Below are 24733 nucleotides of genomic sequence, written 5' to 3' on the forward strand. Positions count from 1 at the left end.
TGACAAGCGGCCTAGCGGGGCGGCAGCAGCGGGCTGGCGGGCGGCGCAGGCGCCGGCCTCTGCGGCGTGACGGACTTGCCGAAGGCATTGCCCATGCGGTGTTCGAGGGCGGCGCGGTTGTACAGGCCCAGCTGGTTCGACGGGCGCTGCATGGTCGCTTCCGCGCCGGACAGGGTGGGCGGCTGCCGGTTCACGTTGTTGCTATTCGGCAATAATTTTTCATTCAGGCAAGAGATGGATTGCGCGCGCCTGCCATTGACTTCCACTTCCACGCACCCCTTCCCGGGCGCGGCGGCGTTCACGACGACGGTGTGTTCGTCCGCCTGCGCGGACAGGGCGGCGCAGGCCGACAGCAACAGCAAGAACAGGCGTGCCATGGCGGCTCCCGGAGCGGTGGAAGAAGCGCTCAGCATAGCAAAACCATATGTCGCGGCGATGACACACGGCAAGCGCAGCAAATATTTCATGTCATGCAGTTGTCATTTTATGAAGCTACCATCTTGCCATTCTGCAGAGAACATTGCAGTCAAGACACTTCATGAGCAGGATTCTTCGTTGATTCCCCTGGAAAATGACACTAAGCCACCGCCGCGCCGCAACGGGCAATGCCCTGTCCGCCTGCTTGCTGATGACATTGATGACATTGATGACATTCGTGCGGCCGGCAGCCAGCGCGGACGGTGCTGACGCGGCCGCGCATGCGACCCTGCGCTTCGACTTGCCCGCCCAGCCGCTCGATGCGGCGCTGGTGGCGTTTGGCGAAGTGACCGGCTATTCCGTGCTCGTCAGCAGCCAGCTGGCGGCGGGGCGGGTGGCTGCGTCCGTGCGCGGCGACTACACGCCGGCCGAGGCGCTGCAGCGCTTGCTGGCAGGCACGCAGCTGGGCGCGCGCTTCAGCGGCAGCAATGCGTTTACCTTGCTGGCGCTGGCCGATGCCCCCGCGGCGCTGGCGCCCGTACCGGCCGAGGCCGTTCCTGCCGCACCGCCGTTGCAAGGCTATGCGGCCATCCTGCAGCGCTCGCTCACGCGCGCCCTGTGCCGTTTGCACCCGGACGCGTTCGGCCGCTACCGCCTGGCGTTTCAGCTGTGGCTTGACGAGCGGGGCAAGGTGCGCGCCGTGCACGTGCTGGAACCGAGCGGCGTGGCGCAGCGCGACCGTGCCGTGCTGCAGCGCCTGCGCAGCCTGCTGATGGATGGCGCGCCGCCCGCGGGCTTGCCGCAGCCGCTGACGATTTTGTTGACGCCGCGGCCCGATCCCGATGCCGATTGCGCGCCGTATCTGCACCTTGCCGGAGCGCCCTGAGCATGCCGGAATTGCTGAAAACCACCTTGCGCAAGCTGTTTCTGGAACGCTATGGACAGTTTCGCCGCCACCTGCAGCGCCGCCTGGGCTCGGAAGACCTGGCCAACGACGCGCTGCATGAAACGTATCTGCGGGTGGAGCGGATGACGGCGCCCGAGGCGATCAGCTATCCGTCCGCCTACCTGATGCGCATCGCCATCAACGTTGCGGAAGATCAACGCCGCGACAATGCGCGCCTGCTCAGCCTGCCGGATATCGACGATCTGTACGAGATGGCCGATGAACTGGCGGACCCGGCCCGCACCTTCAGCGCGCGCGCCGAACTGGAAGAACTGGAGCGGGCCTTGCAGGAGTTGCCGAAACGCCGGCGCGCCATCGTCATTGCCGCCCGCGTCGATCAATTGCCGCACCGCGACATCGCCGAGCGTTTCGGCATTTCCGCCCGCACGGTCGAGAAGGAATTGCGCGCCGGCCTAGAACACTGCTGCGAGCGCATGGGACGCGATTTCATTCAGCGCTTCGGTCCCGGCGCGGGAAAAACGTCTAAACATCATGATTGAACAAGCGGAAGACGACATGGGTGTCATCCAGAAGGAAGCGCAGGCGTGGGTCGTGCGCCTGGCCTCGGGCCAGGTCAGCGAGCGCGACGCGCAAGTGTTTCGCCATTGGTGCGCGCGCAGCCGCAAGCATGCGACGGCGTTTGCCGAGGCGCGCGCCGTGTGGGGCGCGATGGCGCCGGCCGCGCTTGCCGTCAAGCGGACGCAGCAGCCAGTGAATACGGCGCGGCGCGCCTGGCTGGGCGCCGGCGTGGCCGCCTCGCTGGGGCTGCTGATAGTGCGTCCGCCCACGGACCTGTGGCCGGCCGTCGCGGGCCTGGGCGCGGACTACGCCACCGGCACGGGCGAGCAGCGCGAAGTGGCGCTCGACGGCGGCGTGCTGGTGCAGATGAATACGCAGACGCGCCTCGATGCGGCGCCGCTGCAGGACGGCGCCGCCGCACTGGTGCTGCTGGCGGGCGAGGCGGAATTCCAGGCCGGCCTGCGCGGCGCGGCGCGCGTGCGCGTACAAGCGGGCGACGGCACGGTGTCGGCCGGCAGCGCGCGTTTCAACATCCGTTTGTTCGGCCAGGAAGTGTGCGTGACGTGCCTGGCGGGCCGCCTGCGCGTGGCGCAGGCGGGCAACGATGCGGAGCTGGCCGCGGGCCAGCAGTTGCGCTACCGGCCCGAGCATTTCGGCATCGCGCGCGCGGTGGCCAGGGGCGACGTCAGCGCGTGGCGCCAGCGCCTGCTGGTGTTCAAGCAAAGCACCCTGGCCGAGGTGGTGGACGAGGTGAACCGCTACCGTCCCGGCAAGCTGATCCTCAATGGCGACGCCTTGAAGCACACGCGCGTGCAGGCCAGCTTTTCGCTCGATCGCCTCGACGACGTGATCGCCCTGATCCAGGATGCGTATGGCGCGCGCGTGACGCGGCTGCCGGGCGGCATCGTGCTGTTCGGCTAGCGCTGTACGCCGATGGCATGCCGCCAATTATGACATTTTGATGACCTTTTGCAGTCCCGGACCTTGTTCCCTGTCAATGCTGCTGGAAGCCGCGAATCAGTGCCTGCCGCCCGCCCCGTGCGTGCCGCGCGCCGCCTCGCGATATCGGTCAGCAACGGAACATGAAAAGGGAATGTCGCCATGCAGCGAAGCAAGTCGGTCACGAAACACGCATCCTCCTCCGCCATGGCGGGCAACCGGACCGGTCGCCCGGTGCGCCTGAAACCGCTGGCGCTGGCCATCGCCATGCTGCTGCAGGCGGGTGGCGCGCAGGCGCAGCAGCCGTTCAGCGGCGCCTGGTTCGCGGGCAAGGGCGCGCAGCAGGGCACGGCTGCCGCCACGGGGCGCTTGCCGAATGGCCAGCCAGCCACATCGCTGAACAATCCCTTGTTGCAGCAGCAAAAGGCCGAAGGCAAGCTGCAGCAATCGCTGAACAATCTGTTGCTGGCCGCGCGCGGCATCGCCGCCGAGCAGGCCGTGCAGGCGGCCGCGCGCCAGGCGGCGCTGGCCGCCGGCGGTGCACCGGACGGCCTGGTCAAGGGCGGCTTGCAGGTCGACAGCAACAGCCTGACGGCGGGTTGGCTCAATGCCCAGGCGCCCGTGCAGACCCAGGCCGATGGCAAGACTGTCGTGAAGGTCGTGCAGACGGATGACAAGGCGATCCTGAACTGGGAAAGCTTTAACGTCGGCAAGAACACCACCTTGCAATTCGACCAGAAATCGAACTGGGCCGTGTTGAACCGCGTGAATGATCCGCTGGCGCGCCCCAGCCAGATCCAGGGCCAGATCAAGGCCGACGGCACGGTGATGATCGTCAACCGCAACGGCATCGTGTTTACGGGCAGCAGCCAGGTCGACACGCGCAATCTGGCCGCCGCCGCCATGGGCATGAGCGACAGCCAGTTCAAGAGCGGCCTGTACGGCAAGGCGCAGGGCACGGGCGCCGTGCCGACCTTTGCGAATGACTTGCTGCTGGGCCAGAACACCTACACGCATGGGGCGGCCGAGGCGGACGTCGTCGTCGCCGCCGGCGCGCGCATCGACACGCGCAAGCCGCAGACGGTCACCGAGGGCGGCGGCTACGTGCTGCTGGCCGGCCGCAGCGTCGAGAATGCGGGCGCCATCACCACGCCGAACGGCCAGACGACCCTGGCGGCGGGCGACGCCATCGTCGTGCGCCAGGGCATGGGCACGGACAAGAACCAATATTCGAGCACGCGCGGCAATGAAGTCGGGATGCTGCGCGTGGCCGGCAGCAACGCCGGCAGCGTCGTCAACAACGGCCTGATCCAGGCGGCAACGGGCGACATCACGCTCAGCGGCAATAGCGTGCGCCAGGATGGCGTGCTGTTGTCGAGCACGACCGTCAATGGCCGCGGCACGATCCACCTGACGGCGGCGGACGAGAACGCCGGCGTCACCCTGGCGCGCGGCAGCGTCAGCGCCATCCTCATCGATGACAATGGCGCCACGGCGCTGGACGTGCAGCGCGATACCTTGCTGAAAGACACGGGCAAGGGCACGGACACGCCGCAGGACCGGCGCGACCAGTCGCTGGTGCGCATCGTGTCCGCCGGTAACATCGAGTTCGAGGGCGATTCGCTGACCCTGGCCACGGGCGGCCAGGTGCTGGCCGATGCAGCCCGCCGCAGCCACGTGGCGCGCGGCGCCGCCATCGACGTCTCCGGCGCCGTCGGCGTGAAGGTCGACATGAGCAGCAACAATGTGCTGATCAACGTGCAGGGCAACGAGCAGCGCGACGCGCCGGGCAGCCGCGACGCCAAGTACCTGAACAACAGCGATGTGTGGGTCGACCGCCGCGACCTGGTGCTGGTGCCGGCCGGCACCTACGGCTACGCCACGGACCGCTGGTACACGGCGGGCGGCTTGCTGGAAGTGAGCGGCTACCTCAATACCAGCGGCCATGGCGTCGGCGAATGGGCGGCCCAGGGCGGCACCGTCGGCTTTGGCGGCGGCGAAGTGGTGACGCAGGCCGGTTCGCGCATCAACATCGCCGGCGGTTCGCTGGACGTGCAGACGGGCATGGTCAAGCAGACGTGGCTGAAGGGCGCCGATGGCGCGATGTACAAGCTCAGCACGGCTCCTGGCGACAACCTGTACACGGGCCTGTACCGCGGCTATGAGAGCACGCATGCGCGCTGGGGCGCGAACACGACGGAAACCTTTGCCAATGCCTTGATCGGTCCCCGCGAGCGCCTGGAAAACGGCTACACGGTGGGCCGCGATGCGGGCCGCCTGATCGTTTCCACGGGCGCGGCCGTGCTGGAAGGCGACATCGACACATCCGTGTTCCAGGGCGAACGCCAGCAGCGCAAGCGCGACGACGGCGTGGACAGCTACAAGCAGGCGCAGACGTCGGCGGCGCGCGCCGGTCAATTGATCGTCGGCAAAATGACGCCCGTCTTCGATCCGAAGTCGGGCCAGTTGCGCGACAGCCCGCAAGCCGTGCTGGAAAAGGTCGAGATCGGCAAGGTGGCAGCCATCGCCGATGGCCAGCTGCTCAATGCGGCCTTGCCCGCCGCGCGCAGCAAAACCTTGCAGCTCGATGCGGACTGGCTCAATGGCCTGGAATTGGGCGCACTGAACATCTACGCCTACGACAAGCTCGACGTCAATGCCGACGTGCGCGTGGCCGATGGCGGCGACATCGCCCTGCACGCCACCGACGTGGGGATCAAGGCGAACGTGAGTGCGCGCAGCGGCAGCATTGCCGCCGGCAACATGATTTCGCGCTACCTTGCCTCCGCGGGCGCCGTGTGGGCGGACCTGCCCGTGTCGCCGGAAGCGCGTCCCGCGGGACCGGCCGGCGTGCGCGTGGCGCCCGGCGTGCGCCTCGATGCGCGCGGCCTGTGGAGCAACCTGGAGCTGGACCCGGGCGCCGGCGCCGGTTTGCCGTATATCAATGGCGGCAAGGTCAGCCTGAAGAGCTCCGGCGGCATCGAGCTGGCCGGCGGCAGCGTCATCGACGTCTCGTCCGGCGCCGCGCTGATGAGCAATGGCAGCCTGCAGGGCGGCCGCGGCGGCGACATCACCCTGGCCGTCGACTTGCCGCGCGAAAAAGCGCCGACGGGCGCCCTGCTCAAGCTCGACGGCGAGCTGCGCGGCCATGGCGTGAAGGGCGGCGGCCGCCTGACGATCGATAGCGGCACGGCCGTCAGCATCGGCGGCAAGCTGCTCGACGGCGACGTGTTGCCAGCAGGAAGCAGCGCCCCCGTGGGCCTGCGCCTCGTCGATGAATTCCTGATTGCCAAGGGCGAGAAGATTCCCTTCGATTTCGCGCTCAGCACCAGCCTGATCAAGCCGGGCCAGACCCTGAGCCAAGCCGTGACGGTGGACGTGTCGGCGCAGAAACCGCTGATCCTGGGAGCCAGCATGGTGGTGCCGCAGGGGGCGCAGGTCGTCGTCAACGGCACGATGTATCTGGGCAGCGGCGCCATCGTTCCCGCTGGTAGCGTGTTGACGTCGATTAACGGCTTGAATGCGGGCTTCGTGGTCTCGGCGGCGGCCTTTCCGAACGGCTTGCCGATCCAGCCGATGACGACGCGGTATGCGGCCGGCAGCATCGCTGCCGAAGCGCTGGCCGCGCCCCGCGGCCAGCTGCTGCCGACCGGTGTCGCGCTGGGGCGCGACGTAGCCGTGCAGCCCATGCTGGCGCTGGACGCCAGCCTGTTCCAGAGCGGCTTTGCCGACTACGCCGTCACGGGCCGCGACGGCGTCGTGGTGGCCAAGAATGCGCAGATCGACGTGCGGATGCCCGTGCTGCGCTTCAAACCCGCCACCGGCCATACGGTGGCCGGCGGCACGGATCCAGGCGCCGCGCTGGAAGTGTGGACGCCGCCGCTGTACCAGGAAGATGCGCGCAAGGGCCGCCTGACGCAGCGCGCCGGCGCCGACCTGACACTGACGGCGGGCAGCCCGTACGTGAAGGGCGGCCTGGCGGTGGCCGAGGGCGCCGTCGTGACGGTCGATCCGGGCCGCCAGATCAGCTTGACGGGCAATGGCCAGGTCAGCATCGATGGCCGCCTCGAGGCCTGGGGCGGCAAGATCGCCGTGCTGCCGGGTACGTTTGGCACGGGCAACGATGTGGATGTGCCGAACGGCAAGGGACAAGCCACGTCGATCTGGATCGGCGAACACGCCGTGCTCGACGTCGCCGGCCGCGCCACCGTCGCCACCGACATGCGCGGCGGCCGCTATGGCCGCGCCGACAAGGGCGGCAGCATCGAAATCGGCGCCCGCTACAAGGCTGACGCCGCCAGCGTCGATGCGGCCGATGCCTTTGTCGTCGTGCGCCCGGGCGCACTGCTCGACGCCACCGGCGCGGCAGCCACGCTGGACTTGCCGAACCAGGGCGCCGTCAACGTGGCCGGCAGCGGCGGCTTGATTTCGCTCAGTTCGTACAACGGCATCTTTGCCGATGGCACCATGCGCGCGGCGGCCGGTGGCGCGGGGGCGGCCGGCGGCACCCTGGCGCTGGCGCTGGACACGCCCAACTATGGCCAGGTGGACCGCCAGACGCTGGAAGGCGCCGGCGTCGACAATGTGGTGCGGGTGCCGCGCGAATTCGTGCTGGCCCAGGTACAGGGCGACAGCGCCTTGCCGGCCGATTTGCGCGCGGGCCAGCAGGATGAAGCCTTGCGCTACGGCAGTGCGCGCCTGGGTGCCGACCGCGTGCAGGCCGGCGGCTTCGATAACCTGGCCATGCACGTGAACGGCATGCTCAGCGTGGATGGCGACGTCAACCTGGCGCTGGGCCAGAGCCTGCGCCTGAGCGCCACGTCGCTGGGCCTGGCGCAGCCGCCGCAACAGCTGGGTATGGACGGCCAGGAAAAGGACGGCCAGGAAAAGCGGCCAAGCCTGGCCAGCCAGGTACACCTGGCGGCGCCGTATGTGCGCCTGGGAACGGCCGCACGCGCGCAGAAGGACAATTACATCGTGCCCAATGCCGTGAAAGGGTCGAAAAACTCGGGCAAGGGGCGCGGCATGCTGGGCGTGCCGCTGGTGGCCGACGGCTCCCTGCTGCAGATCGATGCGGGCATGCTCGATCTCGCGGGCGAGGTCAACATGGGCACGCGGGGCGAGATCGTGCAAAGCAGCGGCAAGCCGCTGGCCGTGGAACGCGATGCCTTCGAACAGCTGACCCTCAACAGCCGCGGCGACTTGCGCATGTCGGACAACGCCGCCCTGTACCAGCCGGGCAATGCCACCCTGGTGGCCGCGCAAATCTACCCGGCCACGGGCGACAGCGGCATGGTCACCGTGGGCCAGAGCAGCCGGGTCGACGAATACGGCATCGTGCGCGTCACGCTCGATCCCTTGCGCACGCTGAATATCGAGCGCAGCGCCGGTAGCGCCACGCCGAACCAGCCGTTTTCCGTCTTTGGCAGCCTGAACCTGGTTGCGCCCACGATCAACCAGCGCGGCGTGCTGCGCGCGCCGCTGGGCCAGATCACCCTGGGCGCCGAAGGTTATGAAGCCTATACGGACCATGTCAACCTGTTGCCGGGCAGCCTGACCTCCGTTAGCGCGAAGGGCTTGACGATGCCGTACGGCGGCACGCTCGATGGCCTCAGCTACCTGTATGACGGCAACGACATCGTGTTCAAGGGCGTGGGCAACGGCCCCGAGATCGCCTTGACGGGCGCTGCCGTCGACGTGCAGGCCGGCGCCGTGCTCGACCTGTCGGGCGGCGGCACCTTGACGGGCGCCGCCTTCCTGGCAGGACGGGGCGGCTCCACCGATGCGCGCCTCAATCCGCTGGTACAGATGAAGCCGAATGGCGGCTTCACCTTGCCCGGCCTGAATACCAACCCCGTGTACGCCATCATCCCCGGCGTCCAGCCGGACGTGGCGCCACTGATGGCCGAGCAGGGCGCGGGCAAGCCTGCCGTGGGACGCCAGATCACCATCGGCGCGGGCGTGCCCGGCCTGGCGGCCGGCACCTACACCTTGCTGCCATCGAATTTCGCCTTGCTGCCGGGCGCTTTCCGTGTGGAATTGAATGGCCTGGCCGGCGCCGTCGAGGCGGGCGGCACGGTGGCCATGCGCAACGGCTCGTACGCCACGGCGGCGCAGACGGGCATCGCCGGCACGGCCATCCGCGACGCCGTGCCCGGCCAGGCCATCCTGACGCCGGCCGACGTGCTGCGCAGCTATTCGCAATACAATGAAACGGGCTATGCCGCCTTTGCCATGGCGCAAGCCACGCGCGACGGCGTGCCGCGCGCCATGCTCGAACGCGACGCCAAGGCCGTGCGGCTGCAGCTGATCGCCCCGTCCCTGCGCAGTGTCGAGAATAACCAGACGCCATTGATGATGGATGGCAGCGCCCTGTACGCGCCGGCCGAGGGCGGCTTTGGCGGTTCCCTGCTGCTGGGGACGGGGACGCATGCGTCGACCCGCTACGAAGTGCTGGCCGACGGCACGGCGCCGCTGGCGGACTTCGATGGCGTGTCCGTGCACGCCTCGCAAATCAACGCCTTCGGCGCCCAGCGCGTGGGCATCGGCGGCTTGCCGCGCGTCACCTACAGCGATTTCGCCACGGGCAGCAACCAGCGCGCCAACATCGCCGCCATCAACGAATCGGCAGGCGGCATCGTGCTGCGCGACGGCGCCGTGCTGAAGGCGGCCGAAGTGTTCCTCGTGACGACGAAAAAAAACGACGGCATCATCCTCGAGCAGGGTTCCGGCATCAATACGCTGGGCCGCGGCAAGGCGGCCTGGGACTCGCGCGACGGCTATGTGTACCAGCCGATGGGCAGCGTGCTGGCCGTCTCGAACGGCTGGCTGGACATGCTGCCGGCCGTAGCGCCGCCGTCCGAATCGTATGGCCCCGGCATCATCGATATCGGCGCCTGCGCCAAGGTCAATGGCGTTTGCAGCGGCAGCACCGCGCTGTACTCCGAGGGCACCATCGCGGCCGTGACGGAGCGCGCGTTTACCCTGCGCGACAACGTGCGCTACGGTACGCGCAACCTGGTGCTGGCGATGGGCGCGATCAATATCGGCAGCGAAGCTGCGCTGGCGGACGCCAGCGCCCGCGGCGCCTTGCCGGACGGCCTGGCGCTGAATCAGGGCGTGCTCGACCGCCTGCTGCGCGGCGATACCAGCACGGGTGCGCCGGCACTGGAAAATCTGGGCTTGACGGCGCGCAACTCCTTCAATTTCTATGACTCGTCGCAGCTGTCGACCATCGATGCGGCCACGGGCAAGTCTTCGCTGTCGCGCCTGGTGCTCAATACGCCCGCCATCTACGGCTATGGCGGCGCCGATGCGCTGGCGCGCATCCACACGGACACCCTGGTGTGGCAGGGGGCGACGAATGCGCCTGGCGCCGTCGTCACGGCGGGCCCCGGCACCGGCAGCGGCCGCCTGCAGGTCGATGCCAAGCGCATCGAGTTCGGCTTCACGCCGGACAGCCGTCCCGACACCATCCACAATCTGGACCGTTTGATACTGGGCTTTGGCCAGGTGGTGCTCAATGCCAGCGAGCAAGTCACCGCCAACCACAAGGGCAGCCTGTCCGTCTACCAGTCGCAGGGCGCGTGGGATACGGCCATCAATGGCTACCGCTACAGCGGTGGCGACGTCGTGATCAACACGCCCCTGCTGACGGGCGCGGCCGGTTCCGTCAACCGCATCACGGCCGGCGGCGACCTGAAGGTGAGCGCGCCGGCAGGCGCAGCGGCCGCCACGCCGACGAATGCGGCGCTGGCCGGCGCCCTGGGCGCCGAAGTGGCGCTGAGCGGCAACAATGTCAGCGTGGATACGTCGGTGGTCTTGCCAAGCGGAAAATTGACCCTGTCGGCTGAGCGCGATGTGCTGCTGGGCGACAAGGCCAAGCTGGACCTGGCGGGCCGCAAGATCGATTTCTACGACACCAGCAAGTACAGCTGGGGCGGCGACGTGATCCTCGACAGCCGCGAGGGCGATGTGCGCCAGGCGGCCGCTTCCGTGATCGACCTGTCGGCCGTGAACAACCGCGCCGGCAAGCTGAGCGTGATCGCCACGGGCGACGCGGCCGGCACGGCCGACTTGCGCGGCACCCTGCTGGGCGGCGCCAGCGGCAGCTATGACGCGGGCGGTACCCAGGTAGCCTATGCGGCCGGCGGCGCGGAAATCCGCGCCCAGCGGATCGGCGACTTCGCCGGCCTGAACCAGCGCCTGAACACGGGCAAGGTGTTCGGCAGCCGCAGCTTCCAGCTCAAGCAGGGCGACCTGGCCATCGGCGACGAGGTCAAGGCGCGCGAAGTGAGCGTGTCCGTCGATGGCGGCGCGCTGACGGTGAACGGCCGCATCGACGCCAGCGGCGAACAGGTGGGCAGCATCCGCCTGGCCGGCCGCGACGGCGTCACCATCAAGTCCGGCGCCGTACTCGACGCGCATGGCACGGTGCTGCGCACGGACAGCTACGGGCAAGTGATCGAGGCGCCGAACCGCGCCGTGATCGAACTGGCGTCGCCTGGCGGACGCCTGACCCTGGAAAACGGCGCGCGGCTCGACCTGCGCAGCGGAGACAAGGGCGGCAATTACGGCAGCATCGACCTGAATGCGCGCCGCCTGGGCGGCGCCACGGGCGACGATATCGATATCGATGCGGCCGGCGCCTTGAACATCGCGGGCGCGCGCAACATCAACGTCAACGCCTTCTGGCAATACAAGGATGCCCCGGCGGGTACCGGCAAGGATGCGGACGGCCGCAACTACCAGAGCATTACCCAGGCTTACCTGGACGGGAAGCATGCGGACAGCCAGGCCTTCATGGTCAATGCGCTGGCGAACGGCAACTTGATGAACAACAAACTGCGCGGCTTGCGCGGCGATGCGAACGCCTTCCACCTGCGACCCGGCGTCGAAATCGTCAGCGCCACGCCGGGCGGCGACCTGCATATCGATGGCGACATCGACCTGTCCGGCCACCGCTACGACGGCGTCAATCCGCTGGCGCGCCTGAGCGGCGTGTACGGCTCGGGCGAGGCGGGCGCGCTGGTCGTGCGCGCCGGCGGCAAGCTCAGCGTCTTTGGCAGCATCACGGATGGCTTCGATACCCGCACCTTGCCCGTCACGTCGGACGACCAGGGCTGGCAACTGGTGAAGGGCCGTTTGCCGTGGGGCGGCGATGTCGTCGTGCCGCAAGGGGGCCTGGTGACCCTGGCCGAAGACACGTATTTCAAATCGGGCACGAGCCTCAATTTCGCCGTGCCGATGAAGCCGATGCAATTGCGCGGCGGCACCTTGCTGGCGGTGCGCGCCACCTTGACGGCGGAGCTGAACTTGCCGGCCGGTAGCGTGCTGGGCGGCGCCGTGCGCAATGCCGATGGCAGCGTGCTGTACGCGGCCGGCACGGTCTTGCAGAAGGCGCTGACCTTATCGAGCGGCATGCAGCTCGATCCCGGCCTGCGCCTGCCTGGCGCAGCCAGGGTGGCGGCCATGGTGTGGCCCGCGAATGTGGCCCTGCCCTTCCCGGAAGGCAAGCCGTGGGACGTGGGCGATGGATGGAATCCCGTCAACGGCGTGGTGCTGGCCACCGCGCTGGCGCTGGACAAGGGCAGCGTGCTGCCCGCCGGCACCGTGGTCAAGCTGCCTGGCGACGCGACCATGGTGGCGCTGCGCAGCGAGGATGGCAGCGGCAGCCAGGGCCGCAACCTGGCGCTGGCGCCCATGCTGGCCCAGGGTTCGCAAGCGTGGTCACTGCGCCTGGTGGGCGGCGCCGATACGGCCGCGGCCGACACGCGTGCGCTGCGGCCGCATGCGAAGGACGCCCATCTGATGCTGGCCGATACGCATTACGGCATGGTCCCTGCCCGCGAATTGGTTCCAGGCACCGGCTTGCCCGGACAATACATCTGGGGCGACGATGCCGGCCTGTTTGGCCAGGAACCGGGCACGCCGATCAACCTGGATGACTTTGGCAGCGAAGAAGTGCTGCTTGGCTTCAATGAATATGGCGCAATCGTGGTCAAGGTTGCCGATGGCACACCGCCCGAATACGTGGACGTGATTGCGCCGGCGCGCCAGCCCCTGTTCAGCGTGCTGCGTACGGGCACGGGCGACCTCGACCTGCTGGCCGCCGGCGATTTCGACATGCGTTCGCTGTACGGCGTCTACACGGCGGGCACGCAGTCGGCTTCGCCGCTGGTCGATGGCAAGGATCTGTTCAACCTGCCCCGCGGCGTCAGTGCCAAGGGCCAGTTGCTCGGCGCCCTGGACAACCAGCTGACGCGCTTCGTCGATGGGGGCAGCGAGAGCCTGTACCGCGCCTGGTATCCTGAGCACGGCGGCAACCTGCTGCTGCGCGCCCAGGGCGACGTCAAGGGCGACACCGTGGGCACCTCCACGCAGCGCCGCGAGGACGCAATCGGCGCCCTGAGCCGGCAGCAGGATACCAGCGACATCGGCACCTGGCTGTGGCGCCAGGGCAGCGGCAGCACGGGCGCGGGCGTGCCGACGGCATGGTGGATCAATTTTGGCACCTATGTCGCGCGTCCCGACGGCAGCGAGCTGTTTGCCGGCCAGCCGGCGGTGTCGGGCTTTACGGGCATCGGCACCCTGGGCGGCGGCAATGTGCTGCTGCAGGCGGGCGGCGATGCCGGCATGCTGACCTCGCGCACCGATCCGGGTGGCGAGTACGCGCCGCGCAGCCAGGGCCTGAACGTGGCCGTGGGCAGCACGGGCAGGGTGACGCCGGACGGCAAGCTGCTGCTGACGGGCGGCGGCGACCTCGACATCCGCATCGGCGGCGGGCTCAACCCTGTTGCCGAGGTGCGCAGTTTCGACCGCAACAGCGATGTCCAGAATGTCGATACGCGCTACGAGCGCCAGTCTCTCACGCTCAACAGCACCTTCACGAACCTGCGCGGCGCGCTGCGCATGGAGGCGGGCGCCGTGGGCGGCGTCGAGCTGCGTTTCGACCGCGCCGATCCGAAGGAATCGCGGCCGTATGAAACCTATACGGCGGGCACGGCGATTGCCAGCGGCGGACCGATCCTGGTGCCGGGCGACAGCGGTGTGCGCATCGATGCGCGTGGCGACCTGGTGCTGGGCGGCACGGCTGATGCGGGCCGCGTGAAGCAGCTGGGCAATGGCTCGCCGTTCAACTACCAGGGCGTCGAGCGCGCCGGCGAGGGCTGGAGCTGGTTCTCGCTGTGGACGCCGGCCACCGCCATCGACCTGTTCAGCGCCGGCGGCAACCTGACGCCGACGTCCGCCTGGATCCGATCGGCGACGGGCGACAACCATGCGCCCTCGGACGGACGCTTCGTCATGCCGTCCGTGCTGCGCGCCGTGGCTGCCAGCGGCAGCTTGTATTACGGCAATGCCAGCCTGGGCAGGTTGGGCGAGGGCGGCAAGGTCGACATGCCGCAAAACGGCGTGATCCTGGCGCCGTCGCCGGTGGCGCCGCAATTCGTCAAGACGGGCACGGGCCAGCTGGAAATGCTGGCCGCCGATTCCATCCATGCGGCCGGCTATCCCATCACGCCATCGGGCGCCGATCCGCGCCTCTTGCCGAACCCGTTCAATCCGGGCTTCGTCGGGGCGCTGGACAAGGTCTGGTTCGGCCTGCTGCCCTTGCATAACGTCAGCACGAACGCGCTGGCGCCCTCGCCGCTGAAGTCGTTTGCGGGGAATGCGAATGGCGCCGGCGTGGAGGCACAGACCTATCCGCTGTTCAGCATGACGGCACCGACGGTGTCGGACTATGTGCCAGTGGGCCAGCTGCCTGCGCATTTCTATGCCAACAGCGGCGACATCGTCGGCCTGCGCACGGGCGGCATCGTGTACCGGGCCACGCTGAGGGGAGAAGCGGGTCCGCTGGGCGTGTGGTACGAGGGCGGCGGCGCCGTGGCCGTGCGCGCCGGGCGCGACATCGTCAATTCGGGCACGCCGCTGGGCAGCATCGAAGACGTGCCGGACGGCGCGGCCGGATGGACCAGCCAGGGCTTTGTCGGCCGGCCGGACTATCCGGACAAGCCGGTCGTCACCGGCAGCTCGTCGGCGCGCGGCAACCTGTTCGTGCACCGCCATGCCGATGACGTTTCCGTCGTCAGCGCCGGGCGCGATATCCGCTACAGCACCTTCTATGTGGCGGGTCCCGGCCAGCTGAACGTGAGCGCCGGGCGCGACCTGTACATGGCCGACAAGGCCGAATTGCGCAGCCTCGGTTCCATCGTCGGCACCGGTCCCGGCGAGCGCGGCAATGGCGCAGGCATCAGCGTGGCTGCCGGCGTGGGCCGCAATGGCCCCGACTATGCGGCCTTCGCGGCGCGTTACCTGGACCCGGCCAAGCTGGCCGACCCGGGCCGCCCGCTGGCCGACCAGGCCGGCAGCGCCGTGTACGTCTACGGCGGCAAGCTGACCCTGGCCGACTGGCTGCGCGGCCAGTTCGGCTACGGCGGCGACGAAGCGGGCGCTTCCGCCTTCCTCGGCACGAAACAGGCGGAACTGGAGAAGGCCGGCGCGCAAACGGGCGGCGTGCGGCGCGACCTGGCGCGCGAATACGCGCTGGTCAGCCAGTTGCACCTGGTGAACTGGCTGACGACGCGCTTTGGCGGCGACAGCGGCCTGGGCATCCGCTACGACCCGGCCACCGATGCGCGCAGCTTCTTTGCCGCCTTGCCGAAGGAACAGCAGCAGGTGTACCTGAGCAATGTCTACTTTGCCGAACTGAAGGCGGCCGGGCGTGAATACAACGATCCGGACGGCATGCGTCGCGGCAGCTACCTGCGCGGCCGCGAAGCCATCGCCACCCTGTTCCCCTCCCAGGACAAGGCGGGCAAGAAGATTGAGTACAAGGGCGACCTGACGATGTTCAGCAGCGCGCTGTACACGGTCAACGACTACGCAGGCATCTATACCAAGCGGCCCGTCGAGGGCGTGCGCTACTTGAGCCCGCAGGAGTGGGCCGAGGCGGGGCGTCCGGTCGTCAACGTGCCGCACGTGATCGTCAACGATGCCGGCATCCATACGGATTTCGGCGGCGATATCGGCATCGCGGTGCCGGGCGGGCGCGCGCTGATCGGCGTCGACGGCGGCTATGCGCCGGGCGAAGGCTCGGGCGTGCTGACGCAGGGGGCGGGCGAGATCCAGATGTATGCGAAAGACAGCATCCTGCTGGGCCAGAGCCGCATCTTCACCACTTTCGGCGGCAACATCCTGGCCTGGTCGGCCACGGGCGACATCAATGCGGGCCGCGGCACCAAGTCCACCGTCGTCTACACGCCGCAGCGCCGCACCTACGACAGCATCGGCCTGGTCAGCCTGTCGCCGAGCACGCCAAGCACGGGCGCCGGCATCGCCACCCTGAATCCGATCCCGGAGGTGCCGCCCGGCGACATCGACCTGATCGCCCCGCTGGGCAGCATCGACGCGGGCGAGGCGGGCATCCGCGTCTCGGGCAACGTCAACCTGGCGGCCTTGCAGGTGGTGAACGCGGAAAACATCCAGGTGCAGGGCAAGTCCACGGGCATGCCCGTGATCGCCTCGGTGAACGTGGGGGCGCTCAGCAATGCCAGCGCGGCCGCCACGCAAGCCGTCACCGCGGCGCAGGACGTGCTGCAGCGCGAACGGGCCGCCACGCGCCAGGCGCAGCCGTCGCTGTTCACGGTGAAGGTGCTGGGCTTTGGCAACGAGCAGGCGGACGAAGCCGGTGTGGGCAAGCACGCGGGCGGCGAACCGCAGGCGTCCAGCTACCAGCCGGCCGGCGTGGTGCAGGTGCTGGGCGCGGGGCCGTTGACGGCGCCGCAGCTGCAGGCGCTCACGCCGAACGAGCGGCGCGGTTTGCAGCCTTGAGCGGAGTTTTATGAACATTTGATGACATTCGGCAGTCGCCGCGCGCGGCGACTGTCTAGGCATCAGTAGACAAGCTTCGATGGACGACATGCGCAGTACACAACGCCGGCCCAGCGCCGCAATACAGGGCAACCGTTTGATTTTAAGGTGAATGGAAGATGCGTGAGATGAAAAAACAGGGCAAGGGTGCAGCGCCAGCGGCGCCTGCGACGGCCTTGACGATGCTGTGCCTGGCCATGCTGGCGCTGCCTGGCATGACATACGCTCAGGAAACAGCTGCAGCCGCGCCGGCCGTGCCGGAGCGCCAGGTGACGATCGAGGAATATTTGGTGCGCGGCAATACCGTGCTCGATGCGCGTGCCATCGAAGAGGCGGTCACGCCCTTCCTGGGGCCGGGCCGCACCCTGAAGGACGTGGAAGGGGCGCGCGACGCCCTGGTCGCCGCCTACCAGGCGCGCGGCTACCAGTCCGTCTACGTGGACTTGCCCGAGCAGCAGGTGGAGCAGGGCGTGGTGGTGCTGCAGGTGAGCGAAACGAAGGTGGGGCGCTTGCGCGTGGTCGGTGCGCAATACAACTCGCCGCTCGACGTGCGCCAGCAGGTGCCGGCCCTGATGGAAGGCAAGGTGCCGGATTTTACGCAGGCGCAAGCGGAACTGACGGCCCTGAACCGGGGCCCCAAGCGCCAGGTGATGCCGCTGGTCAAGCAGGGCAGCCTGCCCGGCACCATGGACGTGGACTTGAAAGTCGAGGACAGCAGCCCGTGGCGTGCCAGCGTGGGCCTGAACAACGATTACAGCGCTGATACGAAGAAGCTGCGCACCAGCATGTCGGTCGGCCACGACAACCTGTGGCAGCTGGGGCACAGCGCCACCATCAGCTTTTTCGGCACGCCGGGCGACCTGAACCAGACCAAGGTGTGGTCCGCCTCGTACGTGGCGCCCATCGGCACGCAGGGCTGGAGCGTGGAAGCGACCGGCTACCAGTCGAACAGCAATGTGGCCAGCGCGGGCGGCACCAGCGTGCTGGGCAAGGGCCACGCGCTGGGCATGAAAGTCAACTACACGGTGCCCAACAGCGGCATCTGGTGGCACAGCTTTTCTGCCGGCATCGATTTCAAGGATAACCAGGAAGCCTTGAAACTCAATGGCACGGGCAGCAATATTCCGCTCAAGTACGTGCCCCTGAGCGTGTCGTATAACGGCTTTGCGCAGACGGACGCGGCGACATACGGCCTGGGCCTGTCGCTGGTGGCCGGCACGCGCGCCTCGTTCGGCTACGGCAGCGACAGCGCCGCCTATGACAACAAGCGCTACAAGGCGTCGCCCAGCTTTCTCGTGCTGAAGGGCGACGCCAACGCCACCTACACCCTGGGCAGCGGCGCGCAGCTGCACGGGCGCATGTCGGGCCAGCTGGCCGACGCGGCGCTGGTGTCGGGCGAGCAGATGGCCGCCGGCGGCGCCAATTCCGTGCGCGGCTATCTGTCCGCCGAAGCGACGGGCGACTACGGCGTCTCGGGCACCGTCGAGTGGCGCACGCCCCAGCTGACGTATTTCAGCCGCCTGGAAAACTGGCGCCTGTTTGCCTTTGCCGATGGCGCGCGCCTGCGCCTGCGCGACCCGATGATCGAGCAGAAAGACCTGTTCGGCCTGGCTTCCGTGGGCGTGGGCAGCAGCTTCCAGTTCCTGCGCTATCTGAATGGCCGCATCGATTTCGCTTATCCGCTGCGCGATGGCCCGCGCACGCACAAACACGTGCGCCGCATCAATTTCAACCTGTCGGCCAGCTACTGACGGGCCAGCTCACCAGCACTGCACTTTTTTAGACTTTTCTTCGGAGAATCACTGTCATGCAACGTTTTCTTTTTCTGCTCACGATCCTGGGCACGCTCGTTCCCGGCCTGGCGCATGCCTGGTGGCAGCCCGACTGGGCTTACCGCAAACCCGTCACCGTCGATGCCGGTCCGAAGGCAGGCGCCGTCGGCGGCGATCCCGGCCGCATTCCCGTGCTGCTGCGCTTGCATTCGGGTAATTTCAACTTCGAAGGCGTCAGCGACAACGGCGCCGACCTGCGCTTCGTGGCAGGCGACGACAAGACGGTGCTGAACCACCAGATCGAACAGTTCAACCCGCTCTTGGGCATCGCCCTGATCTGGGTCGACGTCCCGGCCCTGACGGCGGGCACGCCGCAGCAGCTGTGGATGTACTACGGCAATCCGAAGGCGCCCGCTTCCGGCAACGGCCAGCGCACCTTCGATCCCGACTACAGCCTGGTGTACCACTTCACGGAACCTGGCGTGCCTTCGCGCGACAGCACCGCCTACGGCAACCATGCCCAGACGGCCGTGCCCGCGCTGGACGGTTCCGTCATCGGCGCCGGCGCCCGCCTGGGCACGGCACCGCTGATGCTGCCCGCCTCGCCTTCGCTGGCGCTGGCTGCCGGCGCGCCGTTCACGTTTTCCGCCTGGGTGCGTCCGGACAGCCTGGGCGCCCAACAAGTGCTGTATGCACGCCGCGACGGCGCCAATGAATTGCTGATCGGCATAGACCAGGGCGTGCCTTTCGTGCAAGTGAATGGCCAGCGCAGCAAGCCCGGCCAGCCGATCCAGGCAGCGCAATGGTCGCACCTGGCCGTCAAGGCCGATAAAAACAATGTGGCCCTGTATGTGGGCGGCCGTCCGGCCGTGTCGCTGGCCACCGCCCTGCCGGCGTTTGCCACGGCCGCCTCGGTAGGCGCCGATGCCCCGCCGGTCGCCACCGGCGGCGCCACCCTGGCCAACTTCACGGGCGCCATCGACGAGCTGCGCCTGTCGCGCACGGCCCGTCCCGACGCCTTGCTGCTGGCCGATGCCGTCTCGCAAGGTTCCGAATCGCGCCTGGCCGTGTTTGGCGCCGATGAACAGCAGGCCGGCAAGAGCCATTTCGGCTTCATCATCGCCGCCATGCCGCTCGACGCGTGGATCGTCGTCGGCGTGCTGGGCCTGATGATGGTCTTGTCGTGGATCATCATGATCGGCAAGGGCCGCAGCTATGGCGCCATCTCGCGCGCCAATGCGCAATTCATGCAGTCGTTCCACGAAGCGGCCGGCGCGCCGCTGGACCACCTGGCGCGCAACGGCAAGCTGAGCGCTTCCGTGAAGACGGATTCCTCGCTGTGGCGCCTGTATGACGTGGCCATCGACGAGATGCGCCGCCGCCATGACCGCGGCTACGATCTGAACGCCGTGTCGAACGCGACGATCGGCGCCATCCGCGCCGCCATGGATGGCGTGATGGTGCGCGAAAGCGAGCGCATGTCCAAGCGCATGATCTGGCTCTCGACCACCATTGAAGGCGCGCCGTACGTGGGCCTGTTCGGCACCGTGATCGGCATCATGCTGGTGTTCGTCGTGGCGGCCATGGCCGGCGCCGTGGACATCAACTCGGTGGCGCCCGGCATGGCGGCAGCGCTGCTGTGTACGGCTGCGGGCCTGGGCGTGGCGATTCCCGCCCTGTTCGGCTACAACTGGCTGTCGTCGCGTTCGGACGCCATCGTCGCCGACATGGCCGTCTTCGTCGACGAATTTGCCACGCGCCTGGCTGAAGAGCAGGGCGACGGACGCCAGATGCGTCCCGTGCTGCAACAGGCGTGAGGGGCGCATAACCATGGCCACCTCCGCCAAGTTTACCCCCCGCAAGCGTAGCGGCGGCATCAATATCACGCCCTTCGTCGACGTGCTGCTGGTGGTGCTGGTGATCTTCATCCTGACCAGCAATGCCAGCATTCCCGGCATCAAGGTCGACCTGCCCAAGGCCAGCTCGGCCATGGCGCTGGAAAAACCGAAGACCAAGGCCATCACCATCGACAACGCGGGCCAGGTCTTCCTCGACGCCTATCCCGTCACCTTGCCCGAGCTGGAAGAGCGCTTGCGCACGGAAAAGGCCTTGACACCCGACTTCCCCGTGATCGTGCGCGGCGATGCTGCCGTGCAATACGCGAAAGTGGTCGAAGTGCTGGACTTGCTGCGCCGCATAGACCTGAACCAGGTGGGCCTGGTGACCGGCAAGCCGGCATGAGGAGCGCAAGGTGAAGCGTGACGACATGATGAAGATGGCTGCCTCGGAACCGTCGGGCGCGGCGCAGTGGTGGCGCCGCTGGGGCGGCGTGGCCGGCGGCGCCCTGCTGGCCGGTGCGCTGGCCGCGCTGGTCTGGTATCTGCTGTCCGACACGGCGGCTACCAAGCGCGAAGTGGCGGCCCCGCCGATGCTGATGTTGCCGCCCCCGCCCCCGCCGCCGCCGGAACCGGAAAAACTGCCGGAACCGACGCCGGACAAGGTGGTGCCGGAAGTGTCGGAGCCGGAACCGACACCGGCCGACAAGCCCATGGATGACGCGCCGGAAAGCCCGTCGCCGGACAAGGGCGACCCCGTCACCATCGACGGCGCAGCGCAGGCCGGCAGCGACGCCTTCGGCATCCAGGCCGGGCGCGGCGGCGGCATGACGGGCGGCGGCGGTGGCGGCCTGGGCGCGGGATCGTACGGCCGCTATGTCGCCAATGCGCTGCAGATGGCCATTGCCCGCGACCCGCGCACGCGCCAGCTGGCCTTTGCCGACATCCGCGTCGACCTGTGGCTCGATACGGAAGGCAGGACGACGAAAGTGCAGCTGATGCAAGGCACGGGCAATGCGCAGACGGATGAGCAGGTGCTGGCCATGGTGCGCGACTTCCGCGCCGACGAGCGGCCACCGGCGTCATTGCGTTTCCCGGCACGTGTATCGATCAAGGGCCGCCGGCCGTGAACACCCGACCAAACCTGCTGCGCGTTGTGATTTGCGGCCTGCGATGCTCGCTGTGCCTGCGCACAGCTGCGCTTCTCAGCCACAACTCACTGCCGCTCGCGACGGTTTTGTCAGGCGTTCTTGACGACATTCATTTTAATTTTTACCGAAAGAAACAATGAATTCCTTATTTTCTTCCCCACAGCGCATGCGCCGCCTTCCGCTGGCGCTGGCTGCCCTGGCGTTGAGCATGGCGGCAGGCGCAGTACAAGCGCAGGCGCCGGCCGACAGCACCATGGTCAAGCTGATCCGCGGCCTGATCCAGAGCGGCGCCCTGAACAAGGATGCCGGCGAAGCCTTGCTGGCGCAGGCGCAGAGCGAGGCGCTGGCCGCTGCGCAAGCGCGTCCGGCGGCAGCGCCGGCCGCCCTGGCGCAGGTGCAGCCGGGCGACGTGCGCGTGCCGTATATTTCGCAGACCGTGCGCGAGCAGATCCGCGACGAGATCAAGGGACAAGTGCTGGCCGAGGCCAAAGCGGGCGGCTGGGCGGCGCCGAATGAAACGCCGGCCTGGACCAAGCGCATCCGCGTGGAAGGCGATGTGCGCGCACGCTACGAATCGCGCTACTACGACATGGCCAACAGCAATATCGAGATCGACTGGCGCTCGCTCAACAGCGGCAGCGGCTACGACGTCAACTCGAACACCAACCTGGCCCTGCCGGCGCTGCTGAACACGCGCGAAGACCGCAAGCACTTGCTGCGCGCCCGCGCCCGCCTGGGCATCCTGGCCGACATTTCCGACAGCACGCAAGCGGGCATCCGCCTGGCCAGCGGCAACGACGACAGCCCCGTGTCCACCACGCAAACCCTCGGTGGCGGCCTGGGCAAGAAAAACATCTGGCTGGACCAGGCCTGGCTGTCGTACCAGCCCGCTGCGTGGCTGAAACTGACGGCGGGCCGCTTCGACAATCCGTTTGTGTCCAGCGACGAACTGTTTTCCAGCGAACTCAATTTCGACGGCATCGCCGCCAAGGTGCAGCAACCGGTGGGCGACAGCAAGGACGTCACCGTGTTCGGTACCCTGGGCCTGATTCCGCTCGAGTATTCGTCCGACAATGCGCCTAGCCGCAGCCAGGCCAAAATGTCCAGCGAAAACAAATGGCTGCTGGGCGCGCAAGTGGGCGCCTCGTGGAAGGTCAATAGCGACCATCAATTGCGCGGCGCGCTGGCTTACTACAACTTCCGCAACATCAGCGGCGAATATTCGCAGCCGTGCGCGCTGTACGCGGGCGCCGATGGCTGCAGCACGGACTGGTCGCGTCCGTCGAGCATGCAAAAGGGCAATAGCTTGATGCTGCTGCGTAATATCGCCCTCAATCCGCTGGACCCGGCGAATACGCCGCAGCCGCAATTCGTGGGCCTGGCCTCGAAGTTCCGCCTGGCCAACCTGAATGCGCGCTGGGATAGCAGGGTGGCCGGCGGCACGGACTTGCGCATCGAAGGCGATTATGTGCGCAACATGGCCTACGACAAGAATGCCATGTGGGCGCGCGCCAAGGGCGGCATCATGAACAACTTCGGCGGCACGGGCGGCGTGTCGCAAGCCGATTTCAGGAGCGGCGGCAACGCCTACATGCTGCAGGCAACCCTGGGCAAGGCGAACCCGGCGGCGCGCGGCGACTGGAACGTTTTACTCGGCTACAAGCGCATCGAACCGGATGCCTTGCCTGACGCCTACAACGATTCCACCTTCCACCTGGGCGGCACGAATGCGCGCGGCTACTACCTGGGCGGCGCATATGCGCTCGACAAGAATACCTGGCTGAACGGCCGCTGGACGTCGAGCCGCGAAGTGTTCGGTTCGGCACTGTCGATCGATACCCTGCAAATCGAACTGAACGCGCGTTTTTAAGGAGCCATGATGTTGATATCCAACAAAATGCGCGTGCCGCTACTGTTGCTGAGCTTGCTGGCTGCCGGCACCGCCCAGGCGCAGGCGCAAAAGGGGCAAAGCATGGAAGAGCGCCTGCGGGCCGAGTTGCGCAATGTCACGGCGCAATTGCAGCAGACGCGCGGCGAGCTGGAATTGCTGAAAGCCAAGGGCGTGCCTGCCGCCAAGGCGGCGCCCGTCGCCGCACCTGCCAGCGAGGGCTTGAAAAAGGAACTGGCGCGCAGCCAGTCGCAGCTGGCGCAAGAGCGCGCGCAGCGGGAAAAACTGGGCGAGCAGCAACAGCGCAGCGCTACTGCCGCGCAAGAGGCGGCCGCCAGCCTGGCGCAATATCGCCAGGCCAGCGAGCAGCTGGCCGCCACGGGCAAGCAGCTGGAAGCGGAACGTGCGCGCCTCGACGGCGAAGTGGCGTCGCAGCGGGGCGCCCTGGCGCGCTGCGAGAGCAAGAATGCCCAGCTGTTCGCGGCCGGGCAGGAAATCCTGCAAGCGTACGAGTCGCTGAACGTGCTGGACGTCATGAAGGCGCGCCAGCCGTTCGCCGCGCAAAGCCGCGTCAAGCTCGAGCAGATTGCGCAGCAGTACGGCGACCAGCTGTACCAGGGCCGCTTTGATGCGCGTCAAACCAGTGACACGCCGGCCGCCCCCGCGCCCGCCCCCCAATAATTTTACTTTTTGAAATGAATGGAATGACGATGGAAAACAATACCAACTTGCTGAGCACCCTGAATGCGGAACAAATGGCCGACGCCATCAAGGCGGCCGGCTGCGCCGTGACCAGCATTGAACACGACGGCGTCGTGCGCCTGCACAGTGCCAGCCATGGCATCGGCTTTCAGGTGCTGTGGGGCAATGAAGCGGCGCCTGGCCAGTACGCCGATCTGACCCTGAGCTGCCCGCTGCGCGTGCAGGGCGGCGACTTGCCGGCCGGCTTGCTGGCCGAATGGCATCGCAGCAAGCGTTTTGCCCGCGTGGCCCAGCATGGCGATTTCGTCGTGCTGGAAATGGACGTGCTGGTTGCCGGCGGCGTCAGCCAGGAGTATCTGAATATCAATCTGCAACTGTGGACGCAGATGATGGGCCAGTTCTTCTTGTTCTTGCGCAACTTTACGCCAGCCGATACAAGCACGGCACCGATAGTCGAGGCCGCCAGCGTGGCCGAAGAAGAAACTGTAGCAGCCTGATAAGCGGGCCAAACGGGGCAAAAAGGGCCGGTGACGGGCCTTTTTTGCCGCCTGCGGGTCCCAAGTGTCGTATTAAATACTTATTTTTTAGGCATCGCGCATTAAAACTGCTTAAAGAGCGTGTGTGAATCAAGCCAGCAACGGCTGTATGGCGGATAATATTGCCTGTTGCCGATTTGGATACGACCTTTACACAAA

13 protein-coding genes are annotated in these 24733 nt (G+C 67.5%); 12 read left to right on the plus strand and 1 reads right to left on the minus strand.

Annotation, left to right across the window (positions count from 1 at the left end; translation table 11 throughout):
- Positions 1-11 precede the first annotated feature (11 nt).
- A complete protein-coding gene (locus GCN74_RS06285) occupies positions 12-377 on the minus strand; it encodes a hypothetical protein (protein ID WP_152255864.1) in 366 nt (121 codons plus the stop codon).
- Between GCN74_RS06285 and GCN74_RS28675 the strand changes: the two genes are divergently transcribed.
- The 12 genes from GCN74_RS28675 (at position 376) to GCN74_RS06340 (ending at position 24535) form a co-directional block, all read left to right on the plus strand.
- A complete protein-coding gene (locus GCN74_RS28675) occupies positions 376-687 on the plus strand; it encodes a hypothetical protein (RefSeq protein WP_193316990.1) in 312 nt (103 codons plus the stop codon). The two genes, GCN74_RS06285 and GCN74_RS28675, sit on opposite strands and share 2 nt — an antisense overlap.
- Complete coding sequence (locus tag GCN74_RS06290; RefSeq protein WP_193316991.1) at positions 638-1303, plus strand: secretin and TonB N-terminal domain-containing protein; 666 nt, start codon at positions 638-640, stop codon at positions 1301-1303. Before GCN74_RS28675 ends, GCN74_RS06290 begins: the two co-directional genes overlap by 50 nt.
- Positions 1304-1305: 2 nt before the next feature.
- Entirely contained in the window at positions 1306-1863 is a 558-nt protein-coding gene (locus tag GCN74_RS06295; protein ID WP_152255866.1) for an RNA polymerase sigma factor, read from the plus strand.
- Complete coding sequence (locus tag GCN74_RS06300) at positions 1856-2803, plus strand: FecR family protein (RefSeq protein ID WP_152255867.1); 948 nt, start codon at positions 1856-1858, stop codon at positions 2801-2803. Before GCN74_RS06295 ends, GCN74_RS06300 begins: the two co-directional genes overlap by 8 nt.
- A gap of 180 nt (positions 2804-2983) precedes the next feature.
- Positions 2984-16651 (plus strand): filamentous haemagglutinin family protein, encoded by a 13668-nt coding sequence (locus GCN74_RS06305; protein WP_152255868.1) that lies wholly within the window; start codon positions 2984-2986, stop codon positions 16649-16651.
- A gap of 158 nt (positions 16652-16809) precedes the next feature.
- The gene (locus tag GCN74_RS06310) at positions 16810-18441 is read left to right on the plus strand and encodes a ShlB/FhaC/HecB family hemolysin secretion/activation protein (protein ID WP_152255869.1); all 1632 of its coding nucleotides are present in this window, start codon (positions 16810-16812) and stop codon (positions 18439-18441) included.
- A gap of 56 nt (positions 18442-18497) precedes the next feature.
- The gene (locus GCN74_RS06315; protein ID WP_152255870.1) at positions 18498-20279 is read left to right on the plus strand and encodes a DUF2341 domain-containing protein; all 1782 of its coding nucleotides are present in this window, start codon (positions 18498-18500) and stop codon (positions 20277-20279) included.
- A gap of 13 nt (positions 20280-20292) precedes the next feature.
- Entirely contained in the window at positions 20293-20703 is a 411-nt protein-coding gene (locus GCN74_RS06320; RefSeq protein ID WP_034753784.1) for an ExbD/TolR family protein, read from the plus strand.
- A gap of 10 nt (positions 20704-20713) precedes the next feature.
- Entirely contained in the window at positions 20714-21427 is a 714-nt protein-coding gene (locus GCN74_RS06325) for a TonB family protein (protein ID WP_226938902.1), read from the plus strand.
- A gap of 187 nt (positions 21428-21614) precedes the next feature.
- Entirely contained in the window at positions 21615-23318 is a 1704-nt protein-coding gene (locus GCN74_RS06330) for a putative porin (protein ID WP_226938903.1), read from the plus strand.
- 9 nt (positions 23319-23327) lie between these two features.
- The gene (locus tag GCN74_RS06335; protein WP_193316992.1) at positions 23328-24017 is read left to right on the plus strand and encodes a hypothetical protein; all 690 of its coding nucleotides are present in this window, start codon (positions 23328-23330) and stop codon (positions 24015-24017) included.
- A gap of 29 nt (positions 24018-24046) precedes the next feature.
- Positions 24047-24535 (plus strand): YbjN domain-containing protein, encoded by a 489-nt coding sequence (locus tag GCN74_RS06340; RefSeq protein WP_226938904.1) that lies wholly within the window; start codon positions 24047-24049, stop codon positions 24533-24535.
- Positions 24536-24733 lie beyond the last annotated feature (198 nt).

It is taken from the genome of Janthinobacterium sp. FT14W (genome assembly GCF_009208755.1).
Taxonomy (GTDB): Bacteria; Pseudomonadota; Gammaproteobacteria; order Burkholderiales; family Burkholderiaceae_D; genus Janthinobacterium; species Janthinobacterium violaceinigrum.

What these genes read in the sequence shown, in the direction of transcription:
- GCN74_RS28675 (WP_193316990.1), top strand. Translation starts at nt 376, where the DNA reads ATGGCGGCTCCCGGAGCGGTGGAAGAAGCGCTCAGCATAGCAAAACCA.
- GCN74_RS06285 (WP_152255864.1), bottom strand. Translation starts at nt 377, where the DNA reads ATGGCACGCCTGTTCTTGCTGTTGCTGTCGGCCTGCGCCGCCCTGTCC.
- GCN74_RS06290 (WP_193316991.1), top strand. Translation starts at nt 638, where the DNA reads ATGACATTGATGACATTCGTGCGGCCGGCAGCCAGCGCGGACGGTGCT.
- GCN74_RS06295 (WP_152255866.1), top strand. Translation starts at nt 1,306, where the DNA reads ATGCCGGAATTGCTGAAAACCACCTTGCGCAAGCTGTTTCTGGAACGC.
- GCN74_RS06300 (WP_152255867.1), top strand. Translation starts at nt 1,856, where the DNA reads ATGATTGAACAAGCGGAAGACGACATGGGTGTCATCCAGAAGGAAGCG.
- GCN74_RS06305 (WP_152255868.1), top strand. Translation starts at nt 2,984, where the DNA reads ATGCAGCGAAGCAAGTCGGTCACGAAACACGCATCCTCCTCCGCCATG.
- GCN74_RS06310 (WP_152255869.1), top strand. Translation starts at nt 16,810, where the DNA reads ATGCGTGAGATGAAAAAACAGGGCAAGGGTGCAGCGCCAGCGGCGCCT.
- GCN74_RS06315 (WP_152255870.1), top strand. Translation starts at nt 18,498, where the DNA reads ATGCAACGTTTTCTTTTTCTGCTCACGATCCTGGGCACGCTCGTTCCC.
- GCN74_RS06320 (WP_034753784.1), top strand. Translation starts at nt 20,293, where the DNA reads ATGGCCACCTCCGCCAAGTTTACCCCCCGCAAGCGTAGCGGCGGCATC.
- GCN74_RS06330 (WP_226938903.1), top strand. Translation starts at nt 21,615, where the DNA reads ATGCGCCGCCTTCCGCTGGCGCTGGCTGCCCTGGCGTTGAGCATGGCG.
- GCN74_RS06335 (WP_193316992.1), top strand. Translation starts at nt 23,328, where the DNA reads ATGTTGATATCCAACAAAATGCGCGTGCCGCTACTGTTGCTGAGCTTG.
- GCN74_RS06340 (WP_226938904.1), top strand. Translation starts at nt 24,047, where the DNA reads ATGGAAAACAATACCAACTTGCTGAGCACCCTGAATGCGGAACAAATG.